The sequence below is a fragment of the Pseudomonas sp. GP01-A4 genome (assembly GCF_058780865.1).
Genome location: NZ_JBYSWF010000050.1, coordinates 22,683 through 43,828, shown reverse-complemented (window position 1 = coordinate 43,828; position 21,146 = coordinate 22,683). Strand labels below are relative to the sequence as shown.

Annotated in this window: 23 protein-coding genes; 14 read left to right on the top strand and 9 right to left on the bottom strand. The window is 60.8% G+C overall.

The features are described from left to right. Positions 1-21 precede the first annotated feature (21 nt). The gene (locus AC3WKX_RS24250; RefSeq protein WP_102605620.1) at positions 22-1,191 is read right to left on the bottom strand and encodes an aspartate aminotransferase family protein; all 1,170 of its coding nucleotides are present in this window, start codon (positions 1,189-1,191) and stop codon (positions 22-24) included. 103 nt (positions 1,192-1,294) lie between these two features. Here AC3WKX_RS24250 and AC3WKX_RS24245 point away from each other — a divergent pair, with 103 nt between their 5' ends. After that, the gene (locus tag AC3WKX_RS24245) at positions 1,295-2,200 is read left to right on the top strand and encodes a LysR family transcriptional regulator (protein ID WP_102368413.1); all 906 of its coding nucleotides are present in this window, start codon (positions 1,295-1,297) and stop codon (positions 2,198-2,200) included. Here the strand turns inward: AC3WKX_RS24245 and AC3WKX_RS24240 are convergent. Beyond that, the gene (locus AC3WKX_RS24240) at positions 2,197-2,820 is read right to left on the bottom strand and encodes an HAD family hydrolase (RefSeq protein WP_102605621.1); all 624 of its coding nucleotides are present in this window, start codon (positions 2,818-2,820) and stop codon (positions 2,197-2,199) included. The two genes, AC3WKX_RS24245 and AC3WKX_RS24240, sit on opposite strands and share 4 nt — an antisense overlap. A gap of 100 nt (positions 2,821-2,920) precedes the next feature. Next, the gene (gene fabV / locus AC3WKX_RS24235) at positions 2,921-4,114 is read right to left on the bottom strand and encodes an enoyl-ACP reductase FabV (RefSeq protein ID WP_003218863.1); all 1,194 of its coding nucleotides are present in this window, start codon (positions 4,112-4,114) and stop codon (positions 2,921-2,923) included. A 384-nt stretch (positions 4,115-4,498) separates the two neighbouring features. Here fabV and AC3WKX_RS24230 point away from each other — a divergent pair, with 384 nt between their 5' ends. Both AC3WKX_RS24230 and ppnN read left to right on the top strand, forming a co-directional pair. Continuing rightward, positions 4,499-5,323: an aspartyl/asparaginyl beta-hydroxylase domain-containing protein gene (locus tag AC3WKX_RS24230; protein ID WP_003218865.1), complete on the top strand. Its 825-nt coding sequence runs from the start codon at positions 4,499-4,501 to the stop codon at positions 5,321-5,323. Between the two features lie 147 nt (positions 5,324-5,470). Beyond that, positions 5,471-6,844: a nucleotide 5'-monophosphate nucleosidase PpnN gene (ppnN, locus tag AC3WKX_RS24225; RefSeq protein WP_003218868.1), complete on the top strand. Its 1,374-nt coding sequence runs from the start codon at positions 5,471-5,473 to the stop codon at positions 6,842-6,844. Position 6,845: 1 nt separating this feature from the next. Here the strand turns inward: ppnN and AC3WKX_RS24220 are convergent, their stop codons facing one another. Then, positions 6,846-7,238 (bottom strand): RidA family protein, encoded by a 393-nt coding sequence (locus tag AC3WKX_RS24220; protein WP_003218870.1) that lies wholly within the window; start codon positions 7,236-7,238, stop codon positions 6,846-6,848. A gap of 98 nt (positions 7,239-7,336) precedes the next feature. Here AC3WKX_RS24220 and AC3WKX_RS24215 point away from each other — a divergent pair, with 98 nt between their 5' ends. From AC3WKX_RS24215 to AC3WKX_RS24205, 3 genes are all read left to right on the top strand, one after another. Then, on the top strand, positions 7,337-7,651 hold the full coding sequence (locus AC3WKX_RS24215; protein WP_003218872.1) for an AbrB/MazE/SpoVT family DNA-binding domain-containing protein: 315 nt from the start codon (positions 7,337-7,339) through the stop codon (positions 7,649-7,651). Next, entirely contained in the window at positions 7,648-8,043 is a 396-nt protein-coding gene (locus tag AC3WKX_RS24210) for a type II toxin-antitoxin system VapC family toxin (protein ID WP_003218874.1), read from the top strand. Before AC3WKX_RS24215 ends, AC3WKX_RS24210 begins: the two co-directional genes overlap by 4 nt. Positions 8,044-8,117: 74 nt before the next feature. Further along, the gene (locus AC3WKX_RS24205) at positions 8,118-8,492 is read left to right on the top strand and encodes a hypothetical protein (protein ID WP_032899669.1); all 375 of its coding nucleotides are present in this window, start codon (positions 8,118-8,120) and stop codon (positions 8,490-8,492) included. Between the two features lie 15 nt (positions 8,493-8,507). On the opposite strand, the gene AC3WKX_RS24200 is transcribed toward AC3WKX_RS24205, so the two are convergent. Continuing rightward, on the bottom strand, positions 8,508-8,837 hold the full coding sequence (locus tag AC3WKX_RS24200; protein ID WP_023659079.1) for a YXWGXW repeat-containing protein: 330 nt from the start codon (positions 8,835-8,837) through the stop codon (positions 8,508-8,510). A gap of 159 nt (positions 8,838-8,996) precedes the next feature. Beyond that, positions 8,997-9,896 carry a DMT family transporter gene (locus AC3WKX_RS24195; RefSeq protein WP_102605622.1) on the bottom strand — a complete coding sequence of 300 codons (900 nt, stop codon included), beginning with the start codon at positions 9,894-9,896 and terminating at the stop codon, positions 8,997-8,999. A 97-nt stretch (positions 9,897-9,993) separates the two neighbouring features. On the opposite strand from AC3WKX_RS24195, the gene AC3WKX_RS24190 reads away from it, so the two are divergent. Continuing rightward, on the top strand, positions 9,994-10,842 hold the full coding sequence (locus AC3WKX_RS24190) for a LysR family transcriptional regulator (protein ID WP_102605623.1): 849 nt from the start codon (positions 9,994-9,996) through the stop codon (positions 10,840-10,842). Here AC3WKX_RS24190 and AC3WKX_RS24185 read toward each other — a convergent pair. After that, a complete protein-coding gene (locus AC3WKX_RS24185) occupies positions 10,839-11,735 on the bottom strand; it encodes a LysR family transcriptional regulator (RefSeq protein WP_173883044.1) in 897 nt (298 codons plus the stop codon). The two genes, AC3WKX_RS24190 and AC3WKX_RS24185, sit on opposite strands and share 4 nt — an antisense overlap. A 97-nt stretch (positions 11,736-11,832) precedes the next feature. Here AC3WKX_RS24185 and AC3WKX_RS24180 point away from each other — a divergent pair, with 97 nt between their 5' ends. Next, the gene (locus AC3WKX_RS24180) at positions 11,833-12,486 is read left to right on the top strand and encodes an NADPH-dependent F420 reductase (RefSeq protein WP_008437644.1); all 654 of its coding nucleotides are present in this window, start codon (positions 11,833-11,835) and stop codon (positions 12,484-12,486) included. An 85-nt stretch (positions 12,487-12,571) separates the two neighbouring features. On the opposite strand, the gene mqo is transcribed toward AC3WKX_RS24180, so the two are convergent. After that, on the bottom strand, positions 12,572-14,218 hold the full coding sequence (gene mqo, locus AC3WKX_RS24175) for a malate dehydrogenase (quinone) (RefSeq protein WP_102605624.1): 1,647 nt from the start codon (positions 14,216-14,218) through the stop codon (positions 12,572-12,574). Between the two features lie 437 nt (positions 14,219-14,655). Between mqo and AC3WKX_RS24170 the strand changes: the two genes are divergently transcribed. The 6 genes from AC3WKX_RS24170 (at position 14,656) to AC3WKX_RS24145 (ending at position 20,497) form a co-directional block, all read left to right on the top strand. Continuing rightward, a complete protein-coding gene (locus tag AC3WKX_RS24170; RefSeq protein WP_003218890.1) occupies positions 14,656-15,234 on the top strand; it encodes a fimbrial protein in 579 nt (192 codons plus the stop codon). Positions 15,235-15,301: 67 nt separating this feature from the next. Next, positions 15,302-15,997, top strand: a complete 696-nt coding sequence (locus AC3WKX_RS24165) for a fimbrial biogenesis chaperone (protein ID WP_003218892.1) — start codon at positions 15,302-15,304, stop codon at positions 15,995-15,997. 41 nt (positions 15,998-16,038) lie between these two features. Next, positions 16,039-18,615: a fimbria/pilus outer membrane usher protein gene (locus AC3WKX_RS24160; protein WP_102605625.1), complete on the top strand. Its 2,577-nt coding sequence runs from the start codon at positions 16,039-16,041 to the stop codon at positions 18,613-18,615. A gap of 1 nt (position 18,616) precedes the next feature. Further along, on the top strand, positions 18,617-19,528 hold the full coding sequence (locus AC3WKX_RS24155) for a fimbrial protein (RefSeq protein ID WP_256349547.1): 912 nt from the start codon (positions 18,617-18,619) through the stop codon (positions 19,526-19,528). Between the two features lie 10 nt (positions 19,529-19,538). Further along, on the top strand, positions 19,539-20,006 hold the full coding sequence (locus AC3WKX_RS24150) for a fimbrial protein (protein WP_003218898.1): 468 nt from the start codon (positions 19,539-19,541) through the stop codon (positions 20,004-20,006). After that, entirely contained in the window at positions 20,003-20,497 is a 495-nt protein-coding gene (locus AC3WKX_RS24145; RefSeq protein ID WP_003218900.1) for a fimbrial protein, read from the top strand. Before AC3WKX_RS24150 ends, AC3WKX_RS24145 begins: the two co-directional genes overlap by 4 nt. Here the strand turns inward: AC3WKX_RS24145 and AC3WKX_RS24140 are convergent, their stop codons facing one another. Next, positions 20,498-21,145 (bottom strand): response regulator, encoded by a 648-nt coding sequence (locus AC3WKX_RS24140; protein WP_017477281.1) that lies wholly within the window; start codon positions 21,143-21,145, stop codon positions 20,498-20,500. It abuts the gene before it with no gap. Position 21,146 lies beyond the last annotated feature (1 nt).

Below are 21,146 nucleotides of genomic sequence, written 5' to 3'. Positions count from 1 at the left end.
CCGCGTCAGCCTCATCCGTGTTTAGTCCAGAAGCCGGGAAAGTGCGCGCACGATCATCTCCACTTCCTTGGCATCGATGGTCAGCGGCGGCAGCAGGCGGATGATCTTGCCCCGCGTGACGTTGATCAGCAGGCCATGCTCTTGCGCCGCGCGCTGGGCCAGGTCGCGGTGAGGCGTTGCCAGTTCGATGCCGATCATCAGCCCCTGCCCGCGAATCGCCAGCACCTGGGGATGCTCGTTCAATTCCACCCGCAGGCGCGCCAGCAGCCGCTCACCCTGTTGCGCCGCGTTGTCCAGCAAGCCCTGTTCTTCGATGATCTCCAGCACCGTACAACCGACGCGGCAGGCCAACGGGTTGCCGCCGAAGGTGCTGCCGTGGCTGCCGGGGGTAAACAGTTGCGCAACAGCGGCCCGGGCCAGGCACGCGCCAATCGGCACACCGTTACCGAGGCCTTTGGCCAAAGTCATCACGTCCGGCACGATGCCTTCATGCTGGAAAGCAAACCAGCGCCCCGTGCGGCCGATCCCGGTCTGGATCTCATCGAGCATCAACAACCAGCCTTGCCGGCTGCAGTGCTCGCGCAAGGCTTTCAGATAGCCCGGCGGCGCGACTTGCACGCCGCTTTCGCCCTGGATCGGCTCAAGCAGCACCGCAACAATGCGCGGGCCAAACTCCCGGGTCACGGCCTCCAGTGCCTTCAAGTCACCGAAGCCGACCTTGATAAAGTCCCCCGGCAGTTTTTGAAATCCCAACCGCACGGAAGGCCCGTCGCTGGCGGACAGGGTGCCCAGGGTGCGCCCGTGAAAGGCATTCTCCATCACCACCACCAGCGGCTGTTCGATGCCCTTTTTCCAGCCATGCAGCCGGGCCAGCTTCAGCGCCGTTTCGTTGGCTTCGGCACCGGAGTTGTTGAAGAACGCCTGGTCCAGCCCGGAAAGCCGGGTGAGGCGCTGGGCCAGGCGCTGCTGCCAGTCGATGCTGTAGAGGTTGGAGGTGTGCAGCAGCAAACCGGCCTGCTCACTGATGGCCGCTACCAGCCGCGGATGGGAATGACCGACGTTGGTCACCGCCACACCTGCCACCGCATCCAGGTATTCACGGCCCTGCTGGTCCCACAGGCGCGTGCCAAGGCCTCGGGTAAAGCTCAGGGGCGACGGTTGATAAGTGGTCATCAGGCAGGCGGCGGTCATGGCATCAGGCTCCAGTGCATCGTAGTGATGGCACCAGTATCGTTAGCCACCCGAGCTGGATAAACTGCACAACACTGCGATCACTTTAAACCAGGACTTGATAATGGATCTGTTCCAGGCGATGACGGTGTACGTAAAAGTGGTGGAAGCCGGCAGCATGACGGCGGCAGCGCAGGCGTGCGGCATGTCCACCACCATGGTCGGCAATCACCTGCGCGCGCTGGAACAAAGGCTGGGGGTCAGCCTGCTCAAGCGCACCACGCGCAAGCAAAGCCTGACCGAGTTTGGCGGGATTTATTACCAGCGTTGCCTGGAGGTGCTGGGCCTGGTGGCCGACTCCGAGCAGATGGCCGAACAAGCCAACAGTGACGTACCCAAGGGCCTGCTGCGGATCACCGCACCACCGGCCTTTGGCACCGAACGCCTGGCACCGGCGCTCAGCGAATTTTCCCAGCGCTACCCACAGATCAAGCTGTACGTGGTGCTGAGCAACCAGCGGATGGACATGGTCGACAGCGGGTTCGACGTGGCCATCCGCTTGGGCGACCTGGACGCGCCAAGCCTGATTGCCCGCCCCATGCAGGATTACACCATCACCCTCTGCGCCTCTGCGGAGTACCTGGCGCGCCGTGGCACACCTCAACGCCCCGACGATCTGCAGCAACATGACTGCCTGGCGTTCGCTTACCCGGCGACCGACGATTGGCGCAACGCCGACAAGTTGTGGCGAATGCGCGGCGCAGAGGGCGAAGTGGAAATTCCGGTTTCCGGCTCATTGACCATCAACAGTTCGCAGGCCTTGCGCCAGGCTGCCCTGGAAGGCATGGGCATCGTGATGCTGCCTGACGCCCTGGTCGAGCCAGACCTGCGGGCCGGTAAACTGGTGGCATTACTGACGGACTACCAACTGCCCAGCCGGCCCATGCATTTGCTGTACGCCCAGGACCGCTATCGCCTGCCCAAGCTGCGGGCGTTCGTGGATTTCGTCATGGAGAAATGGGCGCGCTAGAGGCTCACCCCCAGCTCGATCAAGCGCTCACGGGTCTGCGCGGCAGACACGTGGTGAATCCCCTGCCAACCCAGCGCAGTAGCCGCCTCGGTATTGCCGGCTACGTCGTCAATAAACACCACTTCACCCGGCTGGATATCCGGCAAATGGGCGCGTACCTGCGCCAGGCTGGCGTGGTAAATCGCAGGATCGGGCTTGATCAGCTTGATTTCGCCGGACACCACGATGTCGCGAAAATACTGCAGGAAGGGATAGTGGGCGCGGGCATAGGGAAAGGTCTCGGCGGACCAGTTGGTCAGGCCGAACAGCGGCATCTTCGCCTCATGCAACGCTTCGAGGATCGCCACGCCCTCCGGCAATGAACCACGCAGCATCTCGTGCCAGCGGTCGTAGTACGCCTGAATCAAAGGCTCGTGCTGCGGATGTTCGGCGATCAGCGCGCGGGTGCCCTCAGCCAGACTGCGCCCGGCGTCCTGCTCGGTGTTCCAGGCCTGGGTGCAGACGGTGTCCAGGAACCGTTGGCGCTCCCGGTCGTCGGTAATCAGCTGGCGGTAGAGATGGTGCGGGTTCCAGTCGAACAGGACACCGCCGAAATCAAAAACGACTGCACGAATCGTCATGTAGATCCTCCGTTAGCGTGGGTGTGATAACGGCCGCAGTCTGGCATGACGCGCACAAAAAAGCGGCCCCTGGAGGCCGCTTCTTCGTTACCGCAAGCGCTTAAGCCTGAATCAGGCCCTTGATCTTCACGGTCGGATTCACGTCAGCGTCGTAGTCCACGCCATCGATCTCGAAACCGAACAGGCGCAGGAATTCCGCCTTGTAGCCGGCAAAATCGCTGATCTCGTTGACGTTGTCATCGGAGACCTGATTCCACAGGGCCGCTACCGCGTCCTGAACCTTAGGCTCAAGTTCCGCGAGGTCGGCGCGCAGGCGGCCGTCGGCGTCGAGCTTTGGCTCTTTGCCATACAGGCTGTCCTTGAACAGGCCGTAGACCTGCTCGATGCAACCTTCGTGGGTGCCCTGCTCTTTCATCACTTTAAACAGCAACGACAGGTACAGCGGCATGATCGGGATCGCCGAGCTGGCCTGGGTCACTACTGCCTTGAGTACCGACACACGGGCGTCGCCTTTCAGTGCCGCGAGGTTTTCGCGCAGGGTCAGGACTTTCTTGTCCAGGTCTTTCTTGGCTTCGCCGATGGAGCCGTTCCAGTAGATATCCTGGGTCAGCTTCTCGCCGAGGTAGGTGAATGCGGTGGTCTTGGCGCCTTCGGCCAACACGTCGGCGTCACGCAGGGCGTCGATCCACAGCTGCCAGTCTTCGCCGCCCATGACTTTCACGGTGCCGTCGATTTCTTCCTGGGTGGCCGGTTCGAGGGTGGTGTCGACCACGACGCCCTTGTCGGTGTTGATGCCGCGCAGGGTCACAGCCTTGCCGATCGGCTTCAGGGTGGAGTTGTGCACCACGCCTTGCGGGTCGGTACGGCGTGGCGCGGCCAGGCTGTAGACCACCAGGTCGATCTTGCCGAGGTCTTTCTTGATGGTTTCGATGGTCAGACGCTTGATCTCGTCAGAGAACGCATCGCCGTTGATGCTCTTGGCGTACAGGCCTTTTTCCAGCGCAAACTTCTCGAAGGCGGCGCTGTTGTACCAGCCGGCAGAGCTGAGCTTGCCTTCTTCGCCTTCTTTCTCAAAAAACACGCCCAGGGTGTCGGCGCCGCAGCCAAAGGCAGCGCTGATGCGCGCGGCCAGGCCGTAGCCGGTGGAAGCCCCGAGGACCAGCACCTTTTTCGGGCCGCCTTCAATGGCACCGTGTTCGGTCACGTAGTCGATCTGCTCTTTGACATTCGCTTCACAGCCAACCGGGTGAGCGGTCACACAGATAAAGCCACGAACCCGCGGTTTGATGATCATAAAATTTCTGCCTCTTCCAAGGTGCCGAAGGCCAATGGTGGCCATTACAGCGTCAATCGTACGGGTCTATGACGCCCGGAAAACCGAAGCGTCACGATAGTCGCAAATCTTCTGTTCACAAAATGCTATCCGCAACACCGCCAGCCTGGCCATCCGCCGAGGCATTTTAGGGGGACAGCGGTAAAAATCTGTGCAGTGACTTCACAAATTTCCAGCATTTAAAACGCCACGTGAGGGCGATAACACCCTATCATGACCATATTATTTCGATATGTTTCGGCTCGGGCATGATGCCCACGGGTTGACTGACTCCTTTGCCTGGCCTGCCAGTCAACCGCGGACGGTTTTGAAGCAATCGAAAACCGTCTGATGGAGCCCAGTTTCATGAGTAAGAGTGTCATCCGCAAACGCCTGGCGTCCGCCGCATGGGTCCTTGGCGTCTTGCTGTTCATTTATTGCTTCCCCAAGACCACCCTGGTGTTTCTGATGCTGGTGGTGTTCTGCGGCCTGTACGATTTCCTGCGCAATGGCCTGTACGACGGCGCGACCATCAAGAAGTATTTCATCGGCAACGGCCGCAATACCTGGTTGCTGGCGCCGTTCAACACGCTGTTTGACCTGTTGAGCCAGCGCAATCGCCACGTTTATAAAATGAACGACCTGCCGCCCGCCTGGCGCGAAGACCTGCAAAAGGTGATCGACGACGCCATGGCCAACAAAGACGAGATCATCCAGTACCTGGATGAGCGCATGGCCGAGAAAAAACGCGGCATGCTGTTTTTCCAATGGTACGGCCGCCCGATCGAGACCACCCTGGATATCCCGCAACTGCGGGAAAAACTGCCCTACGTGAAAACCATCGGCGTGTCGGTATTCAACGAAAACCGTTCCACCTCGTTTCACTTCGGCCCGCTGCGCATGATGTTCCGCGTGCTCTACAACATGGCACCGGCGCCCCATCACGACGGCGTCTACATCCAGGTCGGCAAGCACAAACACTACTGGCACGATGATCCGCTGTTTATCTTCGATGACACGCTGATGCATGCCTCCTTCAACAAGAACGACGCCAAGCGCTACTGCCTGTTCATCGACATCGTGCGGCCAACCCTGGTGCCGTCGGTGCTCAACGGCCTGATCGCGGGCTTTGCCGGAGCAGTCTTTACCCTGCGTCGGTTTTTCTACAAAAACTGGAAGCTGATTCAGTAACTTCTGCGGCATGATGGTGCGCGACGGTGTTTGCGCTCGGCTCCAGTGCCGGGGAAAATGCCAGTCCAATGCGACCGAAAACGGCGCGCACTATCCTCAAGCCACTGGCCATGCATGGTCCGGTGGCTGTGCTTTCAGGGAATCAGAATGCCCCAAAGACAAGTCATCAATGCCTCCGTAAGCCCTAAAGGCAGCCTTGAAACGCTGTCGCAACGTGAAGTCCAGCAACTGAGCGAAGCCGGTACCGGCAGCATCTACACCCTCTTCCGTCAATGCGCCCTGGCCATCCTCAACACCGGCGCGCACATCGACAACGCCAAGACCATCCTCGACGCCTATAAAGATTTCGAAGTGCGCATCCACCAGCAGGACCGTGGCGTGCGCCTGGAACTGTTGAATGCACCGGCTGACGCGTTCGTCGATGGTGAAATGATCGCCAGTACCCGGGAGATGCTGTTCAGCGCCCTGCGTGACATCGTCTACACCGAAAACGAACTGGACAGCCAGCGCATCGACCTGAGCAGCTCCCAGGGCATCACCGACTACGTGTTCCACCTGCTGCGCAACGCCCGCACCCTGCGCCCGGGCGTCGAGCCGAAGATCGTGGTGTGCTGGGGCGGGCACTCGATCAATACCGAAGAATACAAATACACCAAGAAAGTCGGCCACGAACTCGGCCTGCGCAGCCTCGACGTGTGCACCGGCTGCGGCCCCGGCGTGATGAAAGGCCCGATGAAGGGCGCGACCATTTCCCACGCCAAGCAACGCATTACCGGCGGGCGCTACCTGGGCCTGACCGAACCGGGGATCATCGCCGCCGAGGCGCCGAACCCGATCGTCAATGAGCTGGTGATTTTGCCGGACATCGAAAAGCGCCTGGAAGCCTTCGTGCGCGTCGGCCACGGCATCATCATCTTCCCGGGCGGCGCCGGCACCGCCGAAGAGTTCCTGTACCTGCTGGGCATCCTGATGCACCCGGACAACCGCGACGTGCCGTTCCCGGTGATCCTCACCGGGCCGAAACACGCCGCGCCGTACCTGCAACAGTTGCACGCGTTCGTCGGCGCGACCCTGGGCGAAGCGGCCCAGGCTCATTACCAGATCATCATTGACGACCCGGCTGAGGTGGCCCGGCAGATGACCGTCGGCTTGAAAGCGGTCAAACAGTTCCGCCGCGAGCGCAACGACGCGTTCCACTTCAACTGGCTGCTGAAGATCGACGAGGGCTTCCAGCGCCCGTTCGACCCGACCCACGCCAACATGGCCAGCCTGCAACTGAGCCACGCGCTGCCGCCCCATGAACTGGCGGCCAACCTGCGCCGGGCGTTCTCGGGGATTGTGGCGGGCAACGTCAAGGACAAGGGCATCCGCCTGATCGAGCAGAACGGGCCGTATGAGATTCATGGCGACCCGGCGATCATGAAACCGCTGGATGAGTTGCTGAAGGCGTTCGTAGAGCAGCACCGGATGAAACTGCCAGGCGGCGCCGCCTACGTGCCGTGCTACCGCGTGGTGCAGTGAGTCAGCGCTGAACCGCTACGCACTTGATCTCCAGCAGCAAGCCTGGGTTGGCCAGTTCTGATACGCCAATGACCGTCCAGGCGCACAACCCGCGAGGGAACAGGCGGTTTTTCACTTCACGGAAAACCGCCATGTGCTCGCTCATGTTCACGTGGTAGGTGGTCATGTCGACCACGTCTTCAAACGTACAGCCCCCCTCCTCCAATACCAGGCGCAGGCTCTCCCAGGCGGCGACGAACTGTGCCTCGGGATCGGTGATGACTTCCAGGTGTTCCGTGCGGCCGACCTGCCCTGCGCAGTACAGGGTCTTGCCGACTTTTACGGCCGGGACGTAGCCGGCGCGCTCGACGATGGGGTGCATGGAAGTGGGGATGATGAGGTGGCGGTCGGTCATATGTTGTATCTCTTAAGGCTGGTTTCAGGCGTGTCGACGGGAAACGTTCGGACTATCGTTTTACCTGTTCCGACCCACCCACGCCAGATGAGTAACCTATGGACCAATGGATCTTGCCCTCCACTATTCCTTACCCTAAGGTAAGGAGTATCACGAGAGAGGCTTTCAACATGGCTACCGCCACACTCACTTCAAAAGGCCAAATAACCATTCCCGTTCAAGTCAGGGCCGCACTTGGGCTGAACACTGGCGACCGGGTCGAATTCGTCGAAATGGAAGAGGGCAAGTTTGCGATCATCGCGGCCAGCAAGACTGTGTTGGACCTCAAAGGGCTGATCCGCAAACCCGCCAAGCCCGTCAGCATCGAAGAAATGAACCTGGCCATCGCTGCACAGGGAGCCAAAGCACGATGATTGGACTGGATACCAATGTGCTGGTGCGTTACGTCACCCAGGATGATCCCGTCCAATCGCCAAAGGCATCCAGACTGATCGAGTCGCTCACCACTGCCTCGCCGGGTTTTGTCAGCCTGGTTTCAGTGGTGGAATTGGTGTGGGTCCTGCAGTCCAGTTACCAGTCAGCCAAGAGTGAAGTGGTTGCGGTCCTGGAGACGCTGCTGCGTACCCGCGAACTGACCGTAGAGCACGCCGACGTTATCTGGCAGGCACTCCGGCGATTTACAAGCACCAGGGCCGATTTCGCCGACTGCCTGATTGAACGCTGCGCCCACGCAGCAGGCTGTGAATATACGGCGACATTTGATGTCAGCGCGGCCAAGGCTACAGGTATGCGGCGGCTGACCTGAGGCGTCGCGTTGCAGAAGCGTCAAGGCTTTGGTAGAAAATGCCCTTACTGACTTTATCCAGAGACAAGACCAACGTGCGCACGCTTTTTCTCGCCGGCCTGGCATTAACGTCCCCATTGACCCTCGCCGAAGCCATCGCCTGGCCCGACCTGCCCGACACCTGCTTCGTCAGCGGTCGCTCCGCTACCAGTCAGGATGTGGACACCGGTTGTGCGGCGTTTCTGATCAATGTGAAGGGCAAGGCGGCAGGCACGCCGATCAAGCTGGATATCCCGCAGTACGCCATGCATGTCGACGAAGGCACCGGCAAGGAAACACCGGTGATCCTCATCCAGGCGGAAGAGAATGGCGATGTTAAAGCTGTAGGTTACAAGGAGCTTGGCACCGGCCAGTTGGGCGCGGCGCTGCTCAGGGAAGTTCGGCTTCTGGGTACGAAGAAGCCGATTTAAGCCATCGGAAAACGGTCAGCGAACCCAACCGCCGCCCTGCCAGTGATAGCCGTCGTTACGCTGCTCCCAATGCGGGTGAACATAACGATAACCTGGCCGTACCGGCTCCCAGTGGCCGTGAACCGCCACATAGCGCCCGCCTTCCCAACGCCAGTAGCCACGCGACCACAGGTAACCTGGCCGCCCTTCGGGCTCGACCTCGATGACCTGCACCGGCGGCGGTTGCGGCGCGACGACTTCTACATATTCACGCTGCACCGGTCGTCGATCATGCACGACCCGCTCCTCTACACACCCGGAAGCCGCGACGACCAAAGCCGCCAATGCCGCATAACGTAACAACATACAGAATCCTCGGGCGTGACCGCCCAGCGTTTATACCGGAAAAAAAATGCCCCCTTGTTCCAGCCGCGCTCCTGCTTGGCCATAAGACTTTTTAACAGGTGCCAACTGTCAGCTTGCTGAACCCACGGGCAGACAGCAGGTAAAGAAAAACTGACCTTTTCAAGAGGCACAGACTGCGACCGGCTGTTTCAGTCGCACCAGAATCAGCCCGGCCACCACCACGGCGATCCCTGCATATGTCGACGCATGAATCTCATCGCCAAACATCAGTGCCGCCCACACCAGTGTCACGGGAGGCTCCAGGTACACCAATGTCGCCACATGGGTAGCCGTCATTACGCGCAACAACATCCACAGGCTCAGGTAAGCCACGAAGGTAGAGAACACCGTCAGCCAAACGATGGAGATCAATACGTCGGGGGTCCGCGGAATGCTCAGCGTATCGGTGTACAGCACCGCTGCAGCAAAGCCGATCAAGGTCAGCAACGACTGGATAAACAACGCCAGGCTCAGGCCGCCGGAGTCAGTGCGGGCCGCCCGCCGTTCGTACAGCGTGGCCACGGTCAGACCGAGTGCCGACACCAGGGGCAATGCATACATGACCCACCCGACTTCGGCCCCGCTGTTGCGGTATTGCCCGAAGATGACGATCGACACGCCGGCAAAACCGATCATCAACCCCAGCCACTGCCAGCCGCCGCTGCGTTCGGCGTGGCTACCCGATGACAGCGCCGCCGTCATCAATGGCTGCAGGGCCGCGATGATCGCCGCAATCCCCGGCGGCAAACCGTTCTGGATCGCCACGTAGACACAGGTCAAATAGAGAAACTGCGAGAGGAAACCCACCACCGCGTGATGGCGGATCTGTGCCCAGGAAACCTTCAGCAGCCGCACGTTCAAAAACAGCGCCAGGCACAACGACACCAGCAAGAAACGCCAGAACAGCACGTTGAACACGCCATCACTCCGGGTCGCCAGTTTCGCGCCGATAAACCCCGAACTCCACGACAGCACGAACACCGCCTGTAACAGCAACCGCCCCACGGTTGATCGCTTCATTGAGCCTCCGGTTCGCTTGATTGACCAAAAGGCTAAGTGCCGCGCATGATTCTGTATATTTGAATAATCTGTACCACTAATCCTTAAAAGTGGAATCATGAGCAAACAACTGAATATTGACCTGTTGCGCACTTTCCACGCGGTGGCGCGCTTCCAGCGATTCAACGAAGCGGCCAATCATGTGCACCGCAGTGCCTCGACGGTGACCACGCAGATCCAGAAGCTCGAAGACCAGGTCGGCCAACGCCTGTTCAGCCGCAGCAACCAGGGGGTTGAACTGACGATGTACGGCAAGAAACTCCTGGGCGAAACCACCGAATTCCTCAAGAGCCACGACCGCTTGCTGGCCTCCCTCACGCCGCAACGCATGCAGGGCAAGATTCGCCTGGGTTTGCCTGATTCTTACGCGCCAGACTTCATGCAGGAGTTCCTGCCCCGCCTGGTCGCCGACAACCCTCTGCTGGAACTGGAGGTAGAAGCGCGCTCCAGTGGCGAACTGCTCACGCTGTTCGCCAGCAGGCAGTTGGACCTGGCCCTGATTGTCAGCGCCCAGCCGTTGGAACAAGGCGAGCGCCTGGGAGAAATCCAGCCGCTGTGGGTGGCCGCCGAACACTTCAGCTGCCCACCGCAGGCGCCACTGCCGATTGCCGTGCAACTGACAGGTTGCCCTTATCGCGCTGCAGCGATTCGAGCGCTGAAGGAGCACGGCACTTACTATCGGGTGCTGCTGGAAAGCGCGAGTTCGCCCGCTGTTGAAGCGTGTATCCGCAGTGGCATGGCGGTGGGGTTGGTGGAAGAAAGCCGCATGGGTAAGGGATTGACGCGCCAGATTGCTGGAGCTGAACTGCCGCCGCTGCCGCTGCATCACCTGTACCTGCTTGGCGACAGCAGCAACCTGTTGGCACTGCATCTGTATGAGCAGGTCAGGGCCGGCTTCAGCGTCTAGGGTGGTCCGAAACGCAACAGCACCGCATCGACAAATCGCCGCAGCTTGGCGGTGCGCTGGCGATTCGCGGTGTAGAGCAAATGCATCTGCCGACTTGGCGCCTCATAGTCCGGCAGCACTCGCACCAACTCACCGCTCTTGAGGGCCGAGCGCAAGAAATCCTCAGGCCCCAGCACAATCCCGAAACCATCCCGCGCGGCCGACATCAAGGCCCGGCTTTCATTCACGTGCAGGCGGCTGGCGACCTGGGCCTTGTGCAGGACGGCGCCTTGGTAGAACGACCATTCGCGATCAGCCGGACGTGACCAGTAGGCGTATCCCAGGCACTCGTGGTGTTCAAGGTCAGCGGGCGTCAGCGGCGTGCCGCGCTCGGCCAGGTATTTGGGTGCCGCACAGACCACCAGACGGTAGGGCTGCAGCGGCCGGGCGGTGAGGCTGCTGTTCGCCAGCGGGCCGATACGGAACGCCACTTCGTAGCCCTCCTCCACCAGGTCGACAAACCGGTCGGTCAGGTGCAGGTCGATTTCCACCTCGGGGTTGTCGCGTAAAAATTCGGTCACCAGTGGCATCAGGCTGTAGGAGCCAAAAGTCACTGGGGCGCTGATTTTGAGCTTGCCCCGTGGTGTGTCATTCATGATCTGGGCGAGGGAGTCCGCGGCCTCTGCCTCTGTCAGGATATGTTTGCAGCGCTCGTAGTACGCGCTTCCCAACTCCGTCAGGCTTTGCCGGCGTGTGGTGCGGTTGAGCAGGCGCGCGCCCAGCCGCCGCTCCAGCGCCGCCACATGCTTGGCTACCATCTGCGGCGACATTCCCAGGCGTTCGGCAGCACGGGCGTAGGACCCCAGTTCGGCAGCCATCACAAAGGCACTCATGCTTGAAAGGCGGTCCATCATTCACCACTCCCAGTAACAACACCAAGACCAGAACGGCCATTTATCCTCATCCAGTAGCCAATCATCATAACGTCTCTCTCAACTCAGGAGCACCGACATGAAAATTGGCATTATCGGAGCAGGCTTTATCGGACGCGCCGTTGCGCAGTTGGCGTTGGCGGCCGGCCATGAAGTGATGTTGAGCAACTCCCGCGGCCCGCAGTCGATGAGCAGCGTGCTGAGTGGCATTCGTGGGGTTCAAGTGGGTACTGCGCAAGACGCCGCGCAATTTGGCGAACTGGTCCTGCTGGCGATTCCGTTCGAACATTACCGCAGCGTGCCGGCGCAGTGGCTGGAAGGCAAAACCGTGATGGATGCCAACAACTACTACCCGAACCGCGACGGCCATATTCCCGTGCTCGACCGCTTTGAAACCACCACCAGCCGGTTGGTGGCCGAGCACCTGTCGCAATCAAATGTGGTGAAAGTGTTCAACGCTATCCTGGCGCCGGACCTGACCCAGGATGCTCGCAGCCGCGGCGCACCCGACCGGCGCGCGCTCCCGGTCGCGGCGGATGACCCGGCAGCCAAGGCGCAAGTCATCGCCCTGCTGGACGAGATCGGCTTCGACGCAGTAGATGCCGGTGGGCTGGATGAGAGCTGGCGGTTTGAACGCGCCAAGCCGGCGTACTGCATACCTCTGGATAAAGAGGGACTGAAGGCAGCGTTGGCAGCTGCAGAGCGGCAGGTCGAAGTACCCGCTCATTGGTGACACCTGCAAAAAAGCCCGCTGACCGTCACCGGTTCAGCGGGCTTTTTACGTTGCGCAGGCCCTGAATCAGGACCTCACCAACGTCTTACAGCGCGATGTCAGAAGCTGGCTTGCTCGGCTCAGCCGCAGGCTTTGCAGCCTCGGTGGCTTTCGGAGCAGTCAGCTGCGGAATCGCAGGTGGAGGCGTCAGCTGCAGAATGTTGGCGGTGTAGGCCCATTCTTTAGCCACAGCTTCAGGGCTGTCGTTCAGCTTGGTGCCGTAGCTAGGCACGATCTGGTGCAGCTTTTCCTGCCAGGCCGGGGAAGCAACCTGTTCCTTGAACACTTTCTGCAGCACGGTCAGCATGATCGGAGCCGCGGTGGACGCGCCTGGCGATGCACCCAGCAGGCCGGCGATGGTGTTGTCGGCGGAGCTGACCACTTCGGTACCGAGTTTCAGGACGCCGCCCTGCTCTTCGTCACGCTTGATGATCTGCACACGCTGACCGGCTTGCCACAGGCGCCAGTCTTCTTTCTTGGCGTTCGGGAAGTACTCTTGCAGCGCCTTGAAGCGGTCGTCATCCGACAGCATCAGTTGGCCGGCGAGGTACTCGACCAGTGGGTATTCGCGGATACCGACTTTGGTCATTGGCCAGATGTTGTGGGTGGTGGTGCTGGTCAGCAGGTCCAGGTACGAGCCTTCTTTCAGGAACTTGGTCGAGAAGGTAGCGAATGGGCCAAACAGAATCACGCGCTTGCCATCCAGCACGCGGGTGTCCAGGTGCGGAACCGACATCGGCGGTGCGCCAACGGAAGCTTTACCGTAGGCCTTGGCCAGGTGCTGCTCGGCAATCGTTGGGTTATCGGTGACCAGGAACGAACCACCAACAGGGAAGCCCGCGTATTCCTTGGCTTCAGGAATGCCCGACTTCTGCAGCAGGTGCAGTGCACCGCCGCCCGCGCCGATGAACACGAACTTGGCGTCGGTTTCAGTCTTGGTGCCGTCTTTCAGGTTCTTGTAGCTGACACGCCAGGTGCCATCGGCGTTCTTGGTGATGTCCTGCACTTCGCTCGACAGTTTCAGGTCGAACTTCGGCGTAGTTTTCAGGTGAGCGACGAACTGGCGCGTGATCTCGCCGAAGTTCACGTCCGTACCGATCGGGGTCCAGGTGGCCGCGATTTTCTGGTTCGGGTCACGCCCTTCCATCATCAGCGGAACCCATTTGGCGATTTGCGCCGGGTCTTCGGAGTACTGCATGCCGGCGAACAGCGGGCTCGCCTGCAGCGCTTCGTAACGCTTCTTCAGGAACTTGATGTTGTCATCGCCCCACACGAAGCTCATGTGCGGAGTGGAGTTGATGAACGAACGTGGGTTCTTCAGGACGCCCTGCTGAACCTGCCAGGACCAGAACTGACGGGAGATCTGGAACGCTTCGTTGATCTCGACCGCTTTCGGGATCTCAACGTTGCCGTTCTTGTCTTCCGGGGTGTAGTTCAGCTCAGCCAAAGCCGAGTGACCGGTACCGGCGTTGTTCCAGCCGTTGGAGCTTTCTTCGGCCACGCCATCGAGGCGCTCGACCATCTCCATCGACCAATCCGGTTGCAGCTCATTGAGCCACACACCCAGGGTTGCACTCATGATGCCGCCGCCGATCAGCAGCACATCGACTTTCTTTGCCTCTTCCGCGTGAACGGAAGTGATCCCCATCGACAAAGCCAGCCCCAGCAGGGCAGTGTTTACTTTTTTAAACATCAGTAGCACCTATGATAAAACGCCATCCGCCCCACTGCCCCTGATCATGGGCAACCCTCAATCACGCTGCGCCAGGCAACGCACCGCGGGGTGTGCACATTCATTCGGGGACCGCAGGGTGGGCACACAAGGCCGACGTATCGACCTCACTTTTATGTCCCTTCTGCGCTGACTTCTTATCATTATTGGCTTCAGCTACCTGGGCGCCAGCTAACCACCGGGACGTATACGGGTGTACGTACTCGATAGAGGCTAGACCAAGATGGCGCGCAGAATATCACGCTCGGCGCCTTATATGGACTCAGCGGTCGGGCGGCCATCAGTTCGCCAGTTTTTAAGATTCGTCTCATGTGCCTCTAAAACACAGCATTGCACTATGGATTGGCTTACCTGACGGGTAGGCAGACAACCTTCCTTCTCTTAAAAGAGGCACTGCAATGCTGAACAAACTGAGCCAACTCACCCTCGCCTGCGGCGCTTGCTGGTTGCTGGCCGGCACCGCTCAGGCGGCGGACGGGCAGATCGAATTCACCGGTTCCGTCACCGATAACGCCTGCACCATCACCACCGGCGACGTGAACAAGTCGGTGACTCTGGACCCGGTGCGCATCGCTGACTTCGCGCCCACCGTGGGTTCGGTGCTCACCGATAAAGCTAAGCCGTTTTCCATCAGCCTGGACAACTGCAGCACCGCGACCCGTAAAAACGTCGCGATCACCTTCAGCGGCCAGCAAGACGCCAGCGACCCGACATTACTGGGCCTGACCGGTGAAAACCAGGTGCGCGGCATCGCGATCCAGATCACCGACTCCCGTAACGGCAACAAACTGCCACTGAACACGCCGACCGCCGATTACGACCTGCGTGCACAGTCCAATACCTTCGACTTTACCGCTGCCTACGTGCGCACCGTCGCCGACACCACCACCGGTGAAGGCGACGACGCGGTGACCACCTCCGGCATCAGCACCGGTCAGGTGCACGCGCTGGCCAGCTTCGACGTTACCTACAAGTAATTGCTCGTCAACACCGTGGGCCAGGCGTTCGCGCGCCGGCCCGCGGGCTTCCGGAGGTCCCCCTGTCATGCGTTTGAAAGTCTATCTTCTGCTCGCCCTGCTGCCGCTCTGGCACAGCGCCGCCAACGCCGCCGTCACCGTCGGCGCCACGCGACTGATCTACGACGGCGCTTCCAACGAAGCCAACCTGAGCGTCAGCAACCGCGACGACACCTCGCCTTACCTCGTGCAGTCCTGGGTCAGCCACTTCGGCAGTGGCAACGAGGAAAGCGTCGATAACTTTATCGTCACGCCGCCGCTGTTCCGGCTGGATGCCGACAAGGAAAATATCCTGCGCATCATTTTTACCGGTGGCCCAGAAGTGCCCCAGGACCGCGAAAGCCTGTTCCTGATGAACGTCAAGGCAATCCCGGCCATGAGCGACGATCAAAAAGGCAAGAACGTGCTGCAGATCGCGCTCAAGACCACGATCAAACTGTTCTACCGCCCGGCCGGCCTCAAAGGTTCGCTCAAGGACGCGGTGGCGCAAGTGAACTGGAAGGCCCAAGCGGGTGCATTGGCCGTCAATAACGCCTCCAAGCTGCACGTGGTGGTCAGCGAACTGAAGCTCAACGGCCTGCCGATCACCCAGGCGCCGGATGTGCTGCGCCCAGGCGAAGCGCGTGAGCTGCCGATCCAGGCAAAGGCCGGCGATGAAGTGCAACTGAGCTACATCGATGACTACGGCAGCATCGTGACCGCCCCCGTCATCCGCATTCACTGATACCCACGCGACAACCCCGGAACGCCTTTTCAGGAACGACCATGCTCCGTTCATTCCCAGTCATGCGCCGTTGCGCCGTGAAGGCTTTCGGCTGCCCGCTCGTGGCCGCCGCCGCCTTGCACCTGGCCCCCGCACACGCCGGCTACGAGTTCGATGCGTCGTTTCTCGAAATCGGCGGCGGGCAGAGTTCGGCCGCTGTGAAACAACAGGTCAGCGCCATGAGCGACGGCCAGTTGCCGGGGATTTACCGGGTGGATATCCAGCTCAACCAGCGCTCGATCGAACAGCGTGATGTGCGTTTCATCCGCGCCACCGGCACCCAGGAACGCTCGAGCACCGGCCTGTTCCCCTGCCTGGATGTCGAGTTCTTCCGCGCCCAGGGCGTGGCCGACACGGCCCTGCAAAACCGCACCGACGCCGACCCCACCTGCATTGCGTTCGATCAGGGCCTGGCCGGCGTGAGCTACGACTACGACTTCAACCGCCAGATCCTGTCGATTGAAATCCCACAGGCCTACCTGGGCAGCATCCCTTTTGAAGTGCGCCGTCGGCAATGGAGTAACGGCGAACAGGTGGCCTTCACCAACTACAGCTTCACCGGCAGCACCGTGGAGTCCGATACCGGCCGCCGCCAGGACCAGTTCGGCAGCCTGAGGAGCGGCGTGAATGCCGGGGCCTGGCGCCTGCGCAATTTTTCGACCTGGCAAAAAGGCAGCACCACGCCCGGGCGCTGGGAGTCGCTGGAAACCTACGCCCAGCGCGACATGGGCAATATGATGGCGATCGCCACCCTGGGCGATTCCACCACCGAAGGCGACCTGTTTGACGCGATCCCCTATCGCGGGCTGGGCATCGCCTCTGATCTGGACATGCTGCCCGACCAGGCCCGCGAATTCGCCCCGGTGATTCGCGGCATTGCCAATGGCCGCTCGCGGGTGATCATCCGCCAGCGCGGCTATGTGATCCATGAGCAATGGGTGCCGTCGGGGCCGTTCGCCTTGACCGACCTGTACCCCACCGCCAGCAATGGCGACATCGAAGTCACCGTGGAAGGCCCGGACGGCCAGCGCCAGGTCTACACCCAGTCGTTCTCGTCGGTGCCCTACATGCTGCGCGAAGGCCAGCAAAGCTATTCGGTATTCGCCGGCCAATACCGCCCGGCGCAATCGTCCTTTGTGCAGCAAACCCCAACATTTATCCAGGCCTCCCTACGACGCGGTTTGAGCGGCAGCACCACGCTGTTTGGCGGCAGCCTGCTGAGTAATCAATACAACGCCGGCCTGCTGGGTTTTGCCCACGACTTTGCCGGCTTTGGCGCGATCTCGGTGGACGTGACCCACGCCCGCAGCGACGCCGTGGGCCGGGAGAAAACCACGTCCAGCGGCCAGTCGTTTCGCTTTCGCTATTCCAAGTCCCTGGCGGCCACCGACACCAACTTCAGCCTGATCGGCTACCGCTACTCCACCGGCGGCTACTACTCGTTCAACGAAGCGCTGAACAGCCGCAGCACCGAGCAAACCCTGGACACGTACCGCAGCGGCCACATGAAAAGCAACTTCACCGCCAACGTGTCGCAGCAATTGGGCGGCTACGGCGGGGTCTATGCCAACGTGTCGAAAACCGCCTACTCGGACAAGAGCAAGGCCGACACCTCGATCCAATTGGGATACAGCGCGAGCGTCGGGGACATTTCCTACTCCCTTGGGCTGGGCCTGAACAAAGGCGCCAACAGCGACGACCGCAGCCTGTCCCTGAGCATCAGCATGCCCCTGGGCGGCACGCGCAGCCAGCGCGTTACGGCCAACATGAACCAGAGTGCGCGGGGCTCGGCATCACGCACCGCGACCCTGAGCGGCAACGCGTTCGAGGACGATACGCTGGCCTACAGCGCGGGTGTGTCGCAGCAAGTCAGCGGCGCGCAACGCCAGACCGGCGGCACCTTCGCCGCGCAATACGACGCGCCCAACGCGATTGTGCGCGGTGCCTATAACGAGACCACCGGCAGCCGCCAACTGGACATGGGCGTCGAAGGTTCGGTGGTGGCGTATGGCAGCAACCTGATGTTCAGCCAGCCATTGGGCGAAACCAATGTGATCGTCGCCACACCGGGCGCCGCCGACGTGGGCATCAGCAACAAGCGCGGTGTGCGCACCAACAGCAATGGCTACACCGTGGTGCCACAGGCCCTGCCCTATCGCAAAAACCGCGTGTCGCTGGACACCCAGTCAATGCCGTCTGACGTCGACATCGCCGAGCCGGTGCAGGAAGTCACGCCAAACCGTGGTGCCTTTGTGCTGGCGGACTTCGACACCCGGCGCGGACAACGCATCCTGTTTCGCATCAGCGACACGCAGGGCGAAGCAGCGCCGTTTGCCGCCCGCGCCGAACTGTTCGCGCCGGACGGCCGTGCCTTGGGCAACACCCTGGTAGCCGACAAAGGCCGCGCGTTCCTGACCGGCGTGCCGCCCGAGGCGCGGTTGTTGGTCAGCGTCGACGGCCAGCCGTGGTGCAGCCGCGAATTGAAGCTGGACGAAACAGAGCCTGCCGAGGGCGGCATCACCCAAATGAATATTCAATGTGAGCGCGCGGCCGGTGGGTCGGGTGCCAAGGATTCCTGACATGATCGTTAAAGCAACACATAAGGTACGTGGACGGCTGATGCTTGCGCTGTTGTGCGCAGTATTGAGCTGCCTGTCACAACAGGCGCACGCGTTGGTCGAAGGGAATCTCAACTGCACAGTGCCGGGTTTTCCGAGCGGCGGTTACACTTTTACGCCCGGTCAGGCGATCAGAATCGTCTACGAGGGTACGTGCACCGTTCGCCGTGCATTCCCCTATTCCGCCGGCTTAAATTCGCAAGTCAATTACCTGAGCGGCCCGGATCAAGCCCCGTTGAGATTGACCGACCCGTATCACAACATCTACTTATCCAATCTGCCCATCGGCCAATACAGTAACAATTGCCTGGGTGGCTATTGCCGGCCTCTGCCCCTGAATACCGTGGTGCCTTACCGCTACATTCTGGTGGGCACTGCGCCCCGAACAGCAGGTACACGATTTGTAGCTGTAGCGCTGGGCGTGACCTCGCAAAACTGGCTGGGTTATGGCGAGTGGTTCATGCAAACACTATTTCAATACACCGTCGTTCCACCGGCGTGCAGCCTGAGTTCACCCGGCAGCGTCGACCTGCGCTTTGGCTCCATCAGTAACGCCGACCTCAGCAACCAGATGCAATCGACCACTGTGTCGATCAACTGCAAGTCCGCGATGCGCGCCAACGTCTACCTGCTGCCCAACCAGGCGGTAGTCAACGCCACCACCGGCGTGACACGCACCTCGCTGGCAGGTTTGAACATGCAGGCGCTGTGGACCGACACCCTGAACCCGGTGAACTTCACTACCCCGCGCTTTATGCAGTTACGCGTGGGCAGCAATGACGTAAACCTGAGCTTCAAGCCACAACTGGCGGCCGGGCAATCACCGACGGGTGCGTTTCAGAGCCAATACACGCTGAACATCGACTATCAATGAGGGCCTTGCCATGAAAACTCCACTGCTCGCCCTGATGCTGCTCAGCAGCACCGCTCACGCTGCCGACGTGGTGAATATCACCGTCAGCGGCACCCTCACCCGCCCACCGTGCGTATTGAGTACCGGCACAACCCTGACCGCCGCATTTGGCGACGTGCGTACTGACCAGGTGGCGACCACCGGCACTGTGGAAGTGCCGGTGCGCTTGAAGTGCTCGTCGGGTTCTTCGCTAAATGTCAGCTTCACGTCCAATAACGGCACCTACACCTCCACCGTGGCCAAGACCACGGCGGATAACCTCGGTGTGTCGTTGCTGTGGGCGGACAACACGGCGGCAAACCTCAATGGCACCGTCAAGAAATACACCAACCTCAGCGGCGACGTGGATATCAGCCTCAAGGCGCAACTGGTCGAACGCGGCACGCTGGCGCCGGGCGCGTTCACCTCGTCGATGGTCATGACCCTCAATTACCTATGAAAGCGCTCGCCTGGATGCTGCTGGCCGTAGCCAGCACCGCCCTTGCGCAAGCGGCGGAAGAAGCGCAGATCGACGTCAGCGGCAAGCTGACCGCACCGCCGTGCACCGCAAGGTTTCCGAGTACGCAACAGGTGGACCTGGGCAAGGTCAACCTCAACCAGTTGGCCGACGGCAGCACCGTCGCCACCGATGTGCCGCTGGTCTTCGACTGTCAGGCGGGCGCTCAGGTCGAGCTGAGTTTGTCGGCGGGCATGGCCCGGGCCCTCACCGTCAGCCCGGTGCTGCTCACCAATCTCCCATCCCTGGGGTTGCAGGTGCAATTGCGTGACAAGACCGACAAGCCGGGGATCGGCCTGGGCCAAACCGGCACCTGGCCGGTAGAAGACGAACCGTTGGCGCTGACCCTGCGCGTCAAGCCCGTGTCCCTGGGCGAGCTGCCCGAGGCGGGTAGCTACAAAGCCACCCTGTTGATGCAGATGACGTACCGCTGATTACTGAAACTGCCGGGCTTCGATGCAATAGGTCAGCAGCGCCTGGTCACTGTCCACCTCCAGCTTGCGCATGGCCGAAATCTTCTGCGCGCTGACGGTCTTGTTGCTGCGGCTCAACTGCCGCGCGATATCGCTCACGCTCATGCCCGTCACGAATAAACGCAGCACTTCCATCTCCCGTGGCGACAGGCTCTGGAAGCGCGCCTGCACCTGGGTCACATTGGCCAAGACCGAAGTCGCGGCGGGCTCCGGTGCGCGGTAACTGCGCTGGGCACTGATCGCGCCGAGGGCCTTTTCGATCTCGCCGTGCAGGTGGTTCTTCTGGATCACCCCGGCCACACCCAACTCCTGCAAGCGGGTGAGAATCAGGCTGTTGGAAATCATGGTCAGCACCAGCACCTGGGTCGCGGGAAAGTGACGCAGGATGTACTCGATCAGCTTCAACCCATCGCCATAGGTGTCGTCACCCGGCATGTTGAAATCGGTGATCAGGACTTGCGGCCGGTGCTTGCGCAACTGCTCGATCAGTTGACTGGAACTGACCGCCTCGCCCACCAGGCTGTAGCGTGAATCACGCTGCACAATTTCGCGCACGCCCACCAGTACGATCGGGTGGTCATCGGCGATCACAACGTTCATTTCTCGCATT

What these genes read in the sequence shown, in the direction of transcription:
- AC3WKX_RS24180 (WP_008437644.1), top strand. Translation starts at nt 11,833, where the DNA reads ATGAAAATTGGCATTATCGGAGCAGGCTTTATCGGACGCGCCGTTGCG.
- AC3WKX_RS24155 (WP_256349547.1), top strand. Translation starts at nt 18,617, where the DNA reads ATGATCGTTAAAGCAACACATAAGGTACGTGGACGGCTGATGCTTGCG.
- fabV (WP_003218863.1), bottom strand. Translation starts at nt 4,114, where the DNA reads ATGATCATCAAACCGCGGGTTCGTGGCTTTATCTGTGTGACCGCTCAC.
- AC3WKX_RS24210 (WP_003218874.1), top strand. Translation starts at nt 7,648, where the DNA reads ATGATTGGACTGGATACCAATGTGCTGGTGCGTTACGTCACCCAGGAT.
- AC3WKX_RS24220 (WP_003218870.1), bottom strand. Translation starts at nt 7,238, where the DNA reads ATGACCGACCGCCACCTCATCATCCCCACTTCCATGCACCCCATCGTC.
- AC3WKX_RS24160 (WP_102605625.1), top strand. Translation starts at nt 16,039, where the DNA reads ATGCTCCGTTCATTCCCAGTCATGCGCCGTTGCGCCGTGAAGGCTTTC.
- AC3WKX_RS24150 (WP_003218898.1), top strand. Translation starts at nt 19,539, where the DNA reads ATGAAAACTCCACTGCTCGCCCTGATGCTGCTCAGCAGCACCGCTCAC.
- AC3WKX_RS24165 (WP_003218892.1), top strand. Translation starts at nt 15,302, where the DNA reads ATGCGTTTGAAAGTCTATCTTCTGCTCGCCCTGCTGCCGCTCTGGCAC.
- AC3WKX_RS24185 (WP_173883044.1), bottom strand. Translation starts at nt 11,735, where the DNA reads ATGATGGACCGCCTTTCAAGCATGAGTGCCTTTGTGATGGCTGCCGAA.
- AC3WKX_RS24195 (WP_102605622.1), bottom strand. Translation starts at nt 9,896, where the DNA reads ATGAAGCGATCAACCGTGGGGCGGTTGCTGTTACAGGCGGTGTTCGTG.
- AC3WKX_RS24245 (WP_102368413.1), top strand. Translation starts at nt 1,295, where the DNA reads ATGGATCTGTTCCAGGCGATGACGGTGTACGTAAAAGTGGTGGAAGCC.
- AC3WKX_RS24140 (WP_017477281.1), bottom strand. Translation starts at nt 21,145, where the DNA reads ATGCGAGAAATGAACGTTGTGATCGCCGATGACCACCCGATCGTACTG.
- ppnN (WP_003218868.1), top strand. Translation starts at nt 5,471, where the DNA reads ATGCCCCAAAGACAAGTCATCAATGCCTCCGTAAGCCCTAAAGGCAGC.
- AC3WKX_RS24240 (WP_102605621.1), bottom strand. Translation starts at nt 2,820, where the DNA reads ATGACGATTCGTGCAGTCGTTTTTGATTTCGGCGGTGTCCTGTTCGAC.
- AC3WKX_RS24170 (WP_003218890.1), top strand. Translation starts at nt 14,656, where the DNA reads ATGCTGAACAAACTGAGCCAACTCACCCTCGCCTGCGGCGCTTGCTGG.
- AC3WKX_RS24145 (WP_003218900.1), top strand. Translation starts at nt 20,003, where the DNA reads ATGAAAGCGCTCGCCTGGATGCTGCTGGCCGTAGCCAGCACCGCCCTT.
- AC3WKX_RS24200 (WP_023659079.1), bottom strand. Translation starts at nt 8,837, where the DNA reads ATGTTGTTACGTTATGCGGCATTGGCGGCTTTGGTCGTCGCGGCTTCC.
- AC3WKX_RS24230 (WP_003218865.1), top strand. Translation starts at nt 4,499, where the DNA reads ATGAGTAAGAGTGTCATCCGCAAACGCCTGGCGTCCGCCGCATGGGTC.
- mqo (WP_102605624.1), bottom strand. Translation starts at nt 14,218, where the DNA reads ATGTTTAAAAAAGTAAACACTGCCCTGCTGGGGCTGGCTTTGTCGATG.
- AC3WKX_RS24190 (WP_102605623.1), top strand. Translation starts at nt 9,994, where the DNA reads ATGAGCAAACAACTGAATATTGACCTGTTGCGCACTTTCCACGCGGTG.
- AC3WKX_RS24215 (WP_003218872.1), top strand. Translation starts at nt 7,337, where the DNA reads ATGGACCAATGGATCTTGCCCTCCACTATTCCTTACCCTAAGGTAAGG.
- AC3WKX_RS24250 (WP_102605620.1), bottom strand. Translation starts at nt 1,191, where the DNA reads ATGACCGCCGCCTGCCTGATGACCACTTATCAACCGTCGCCCCTGAGC.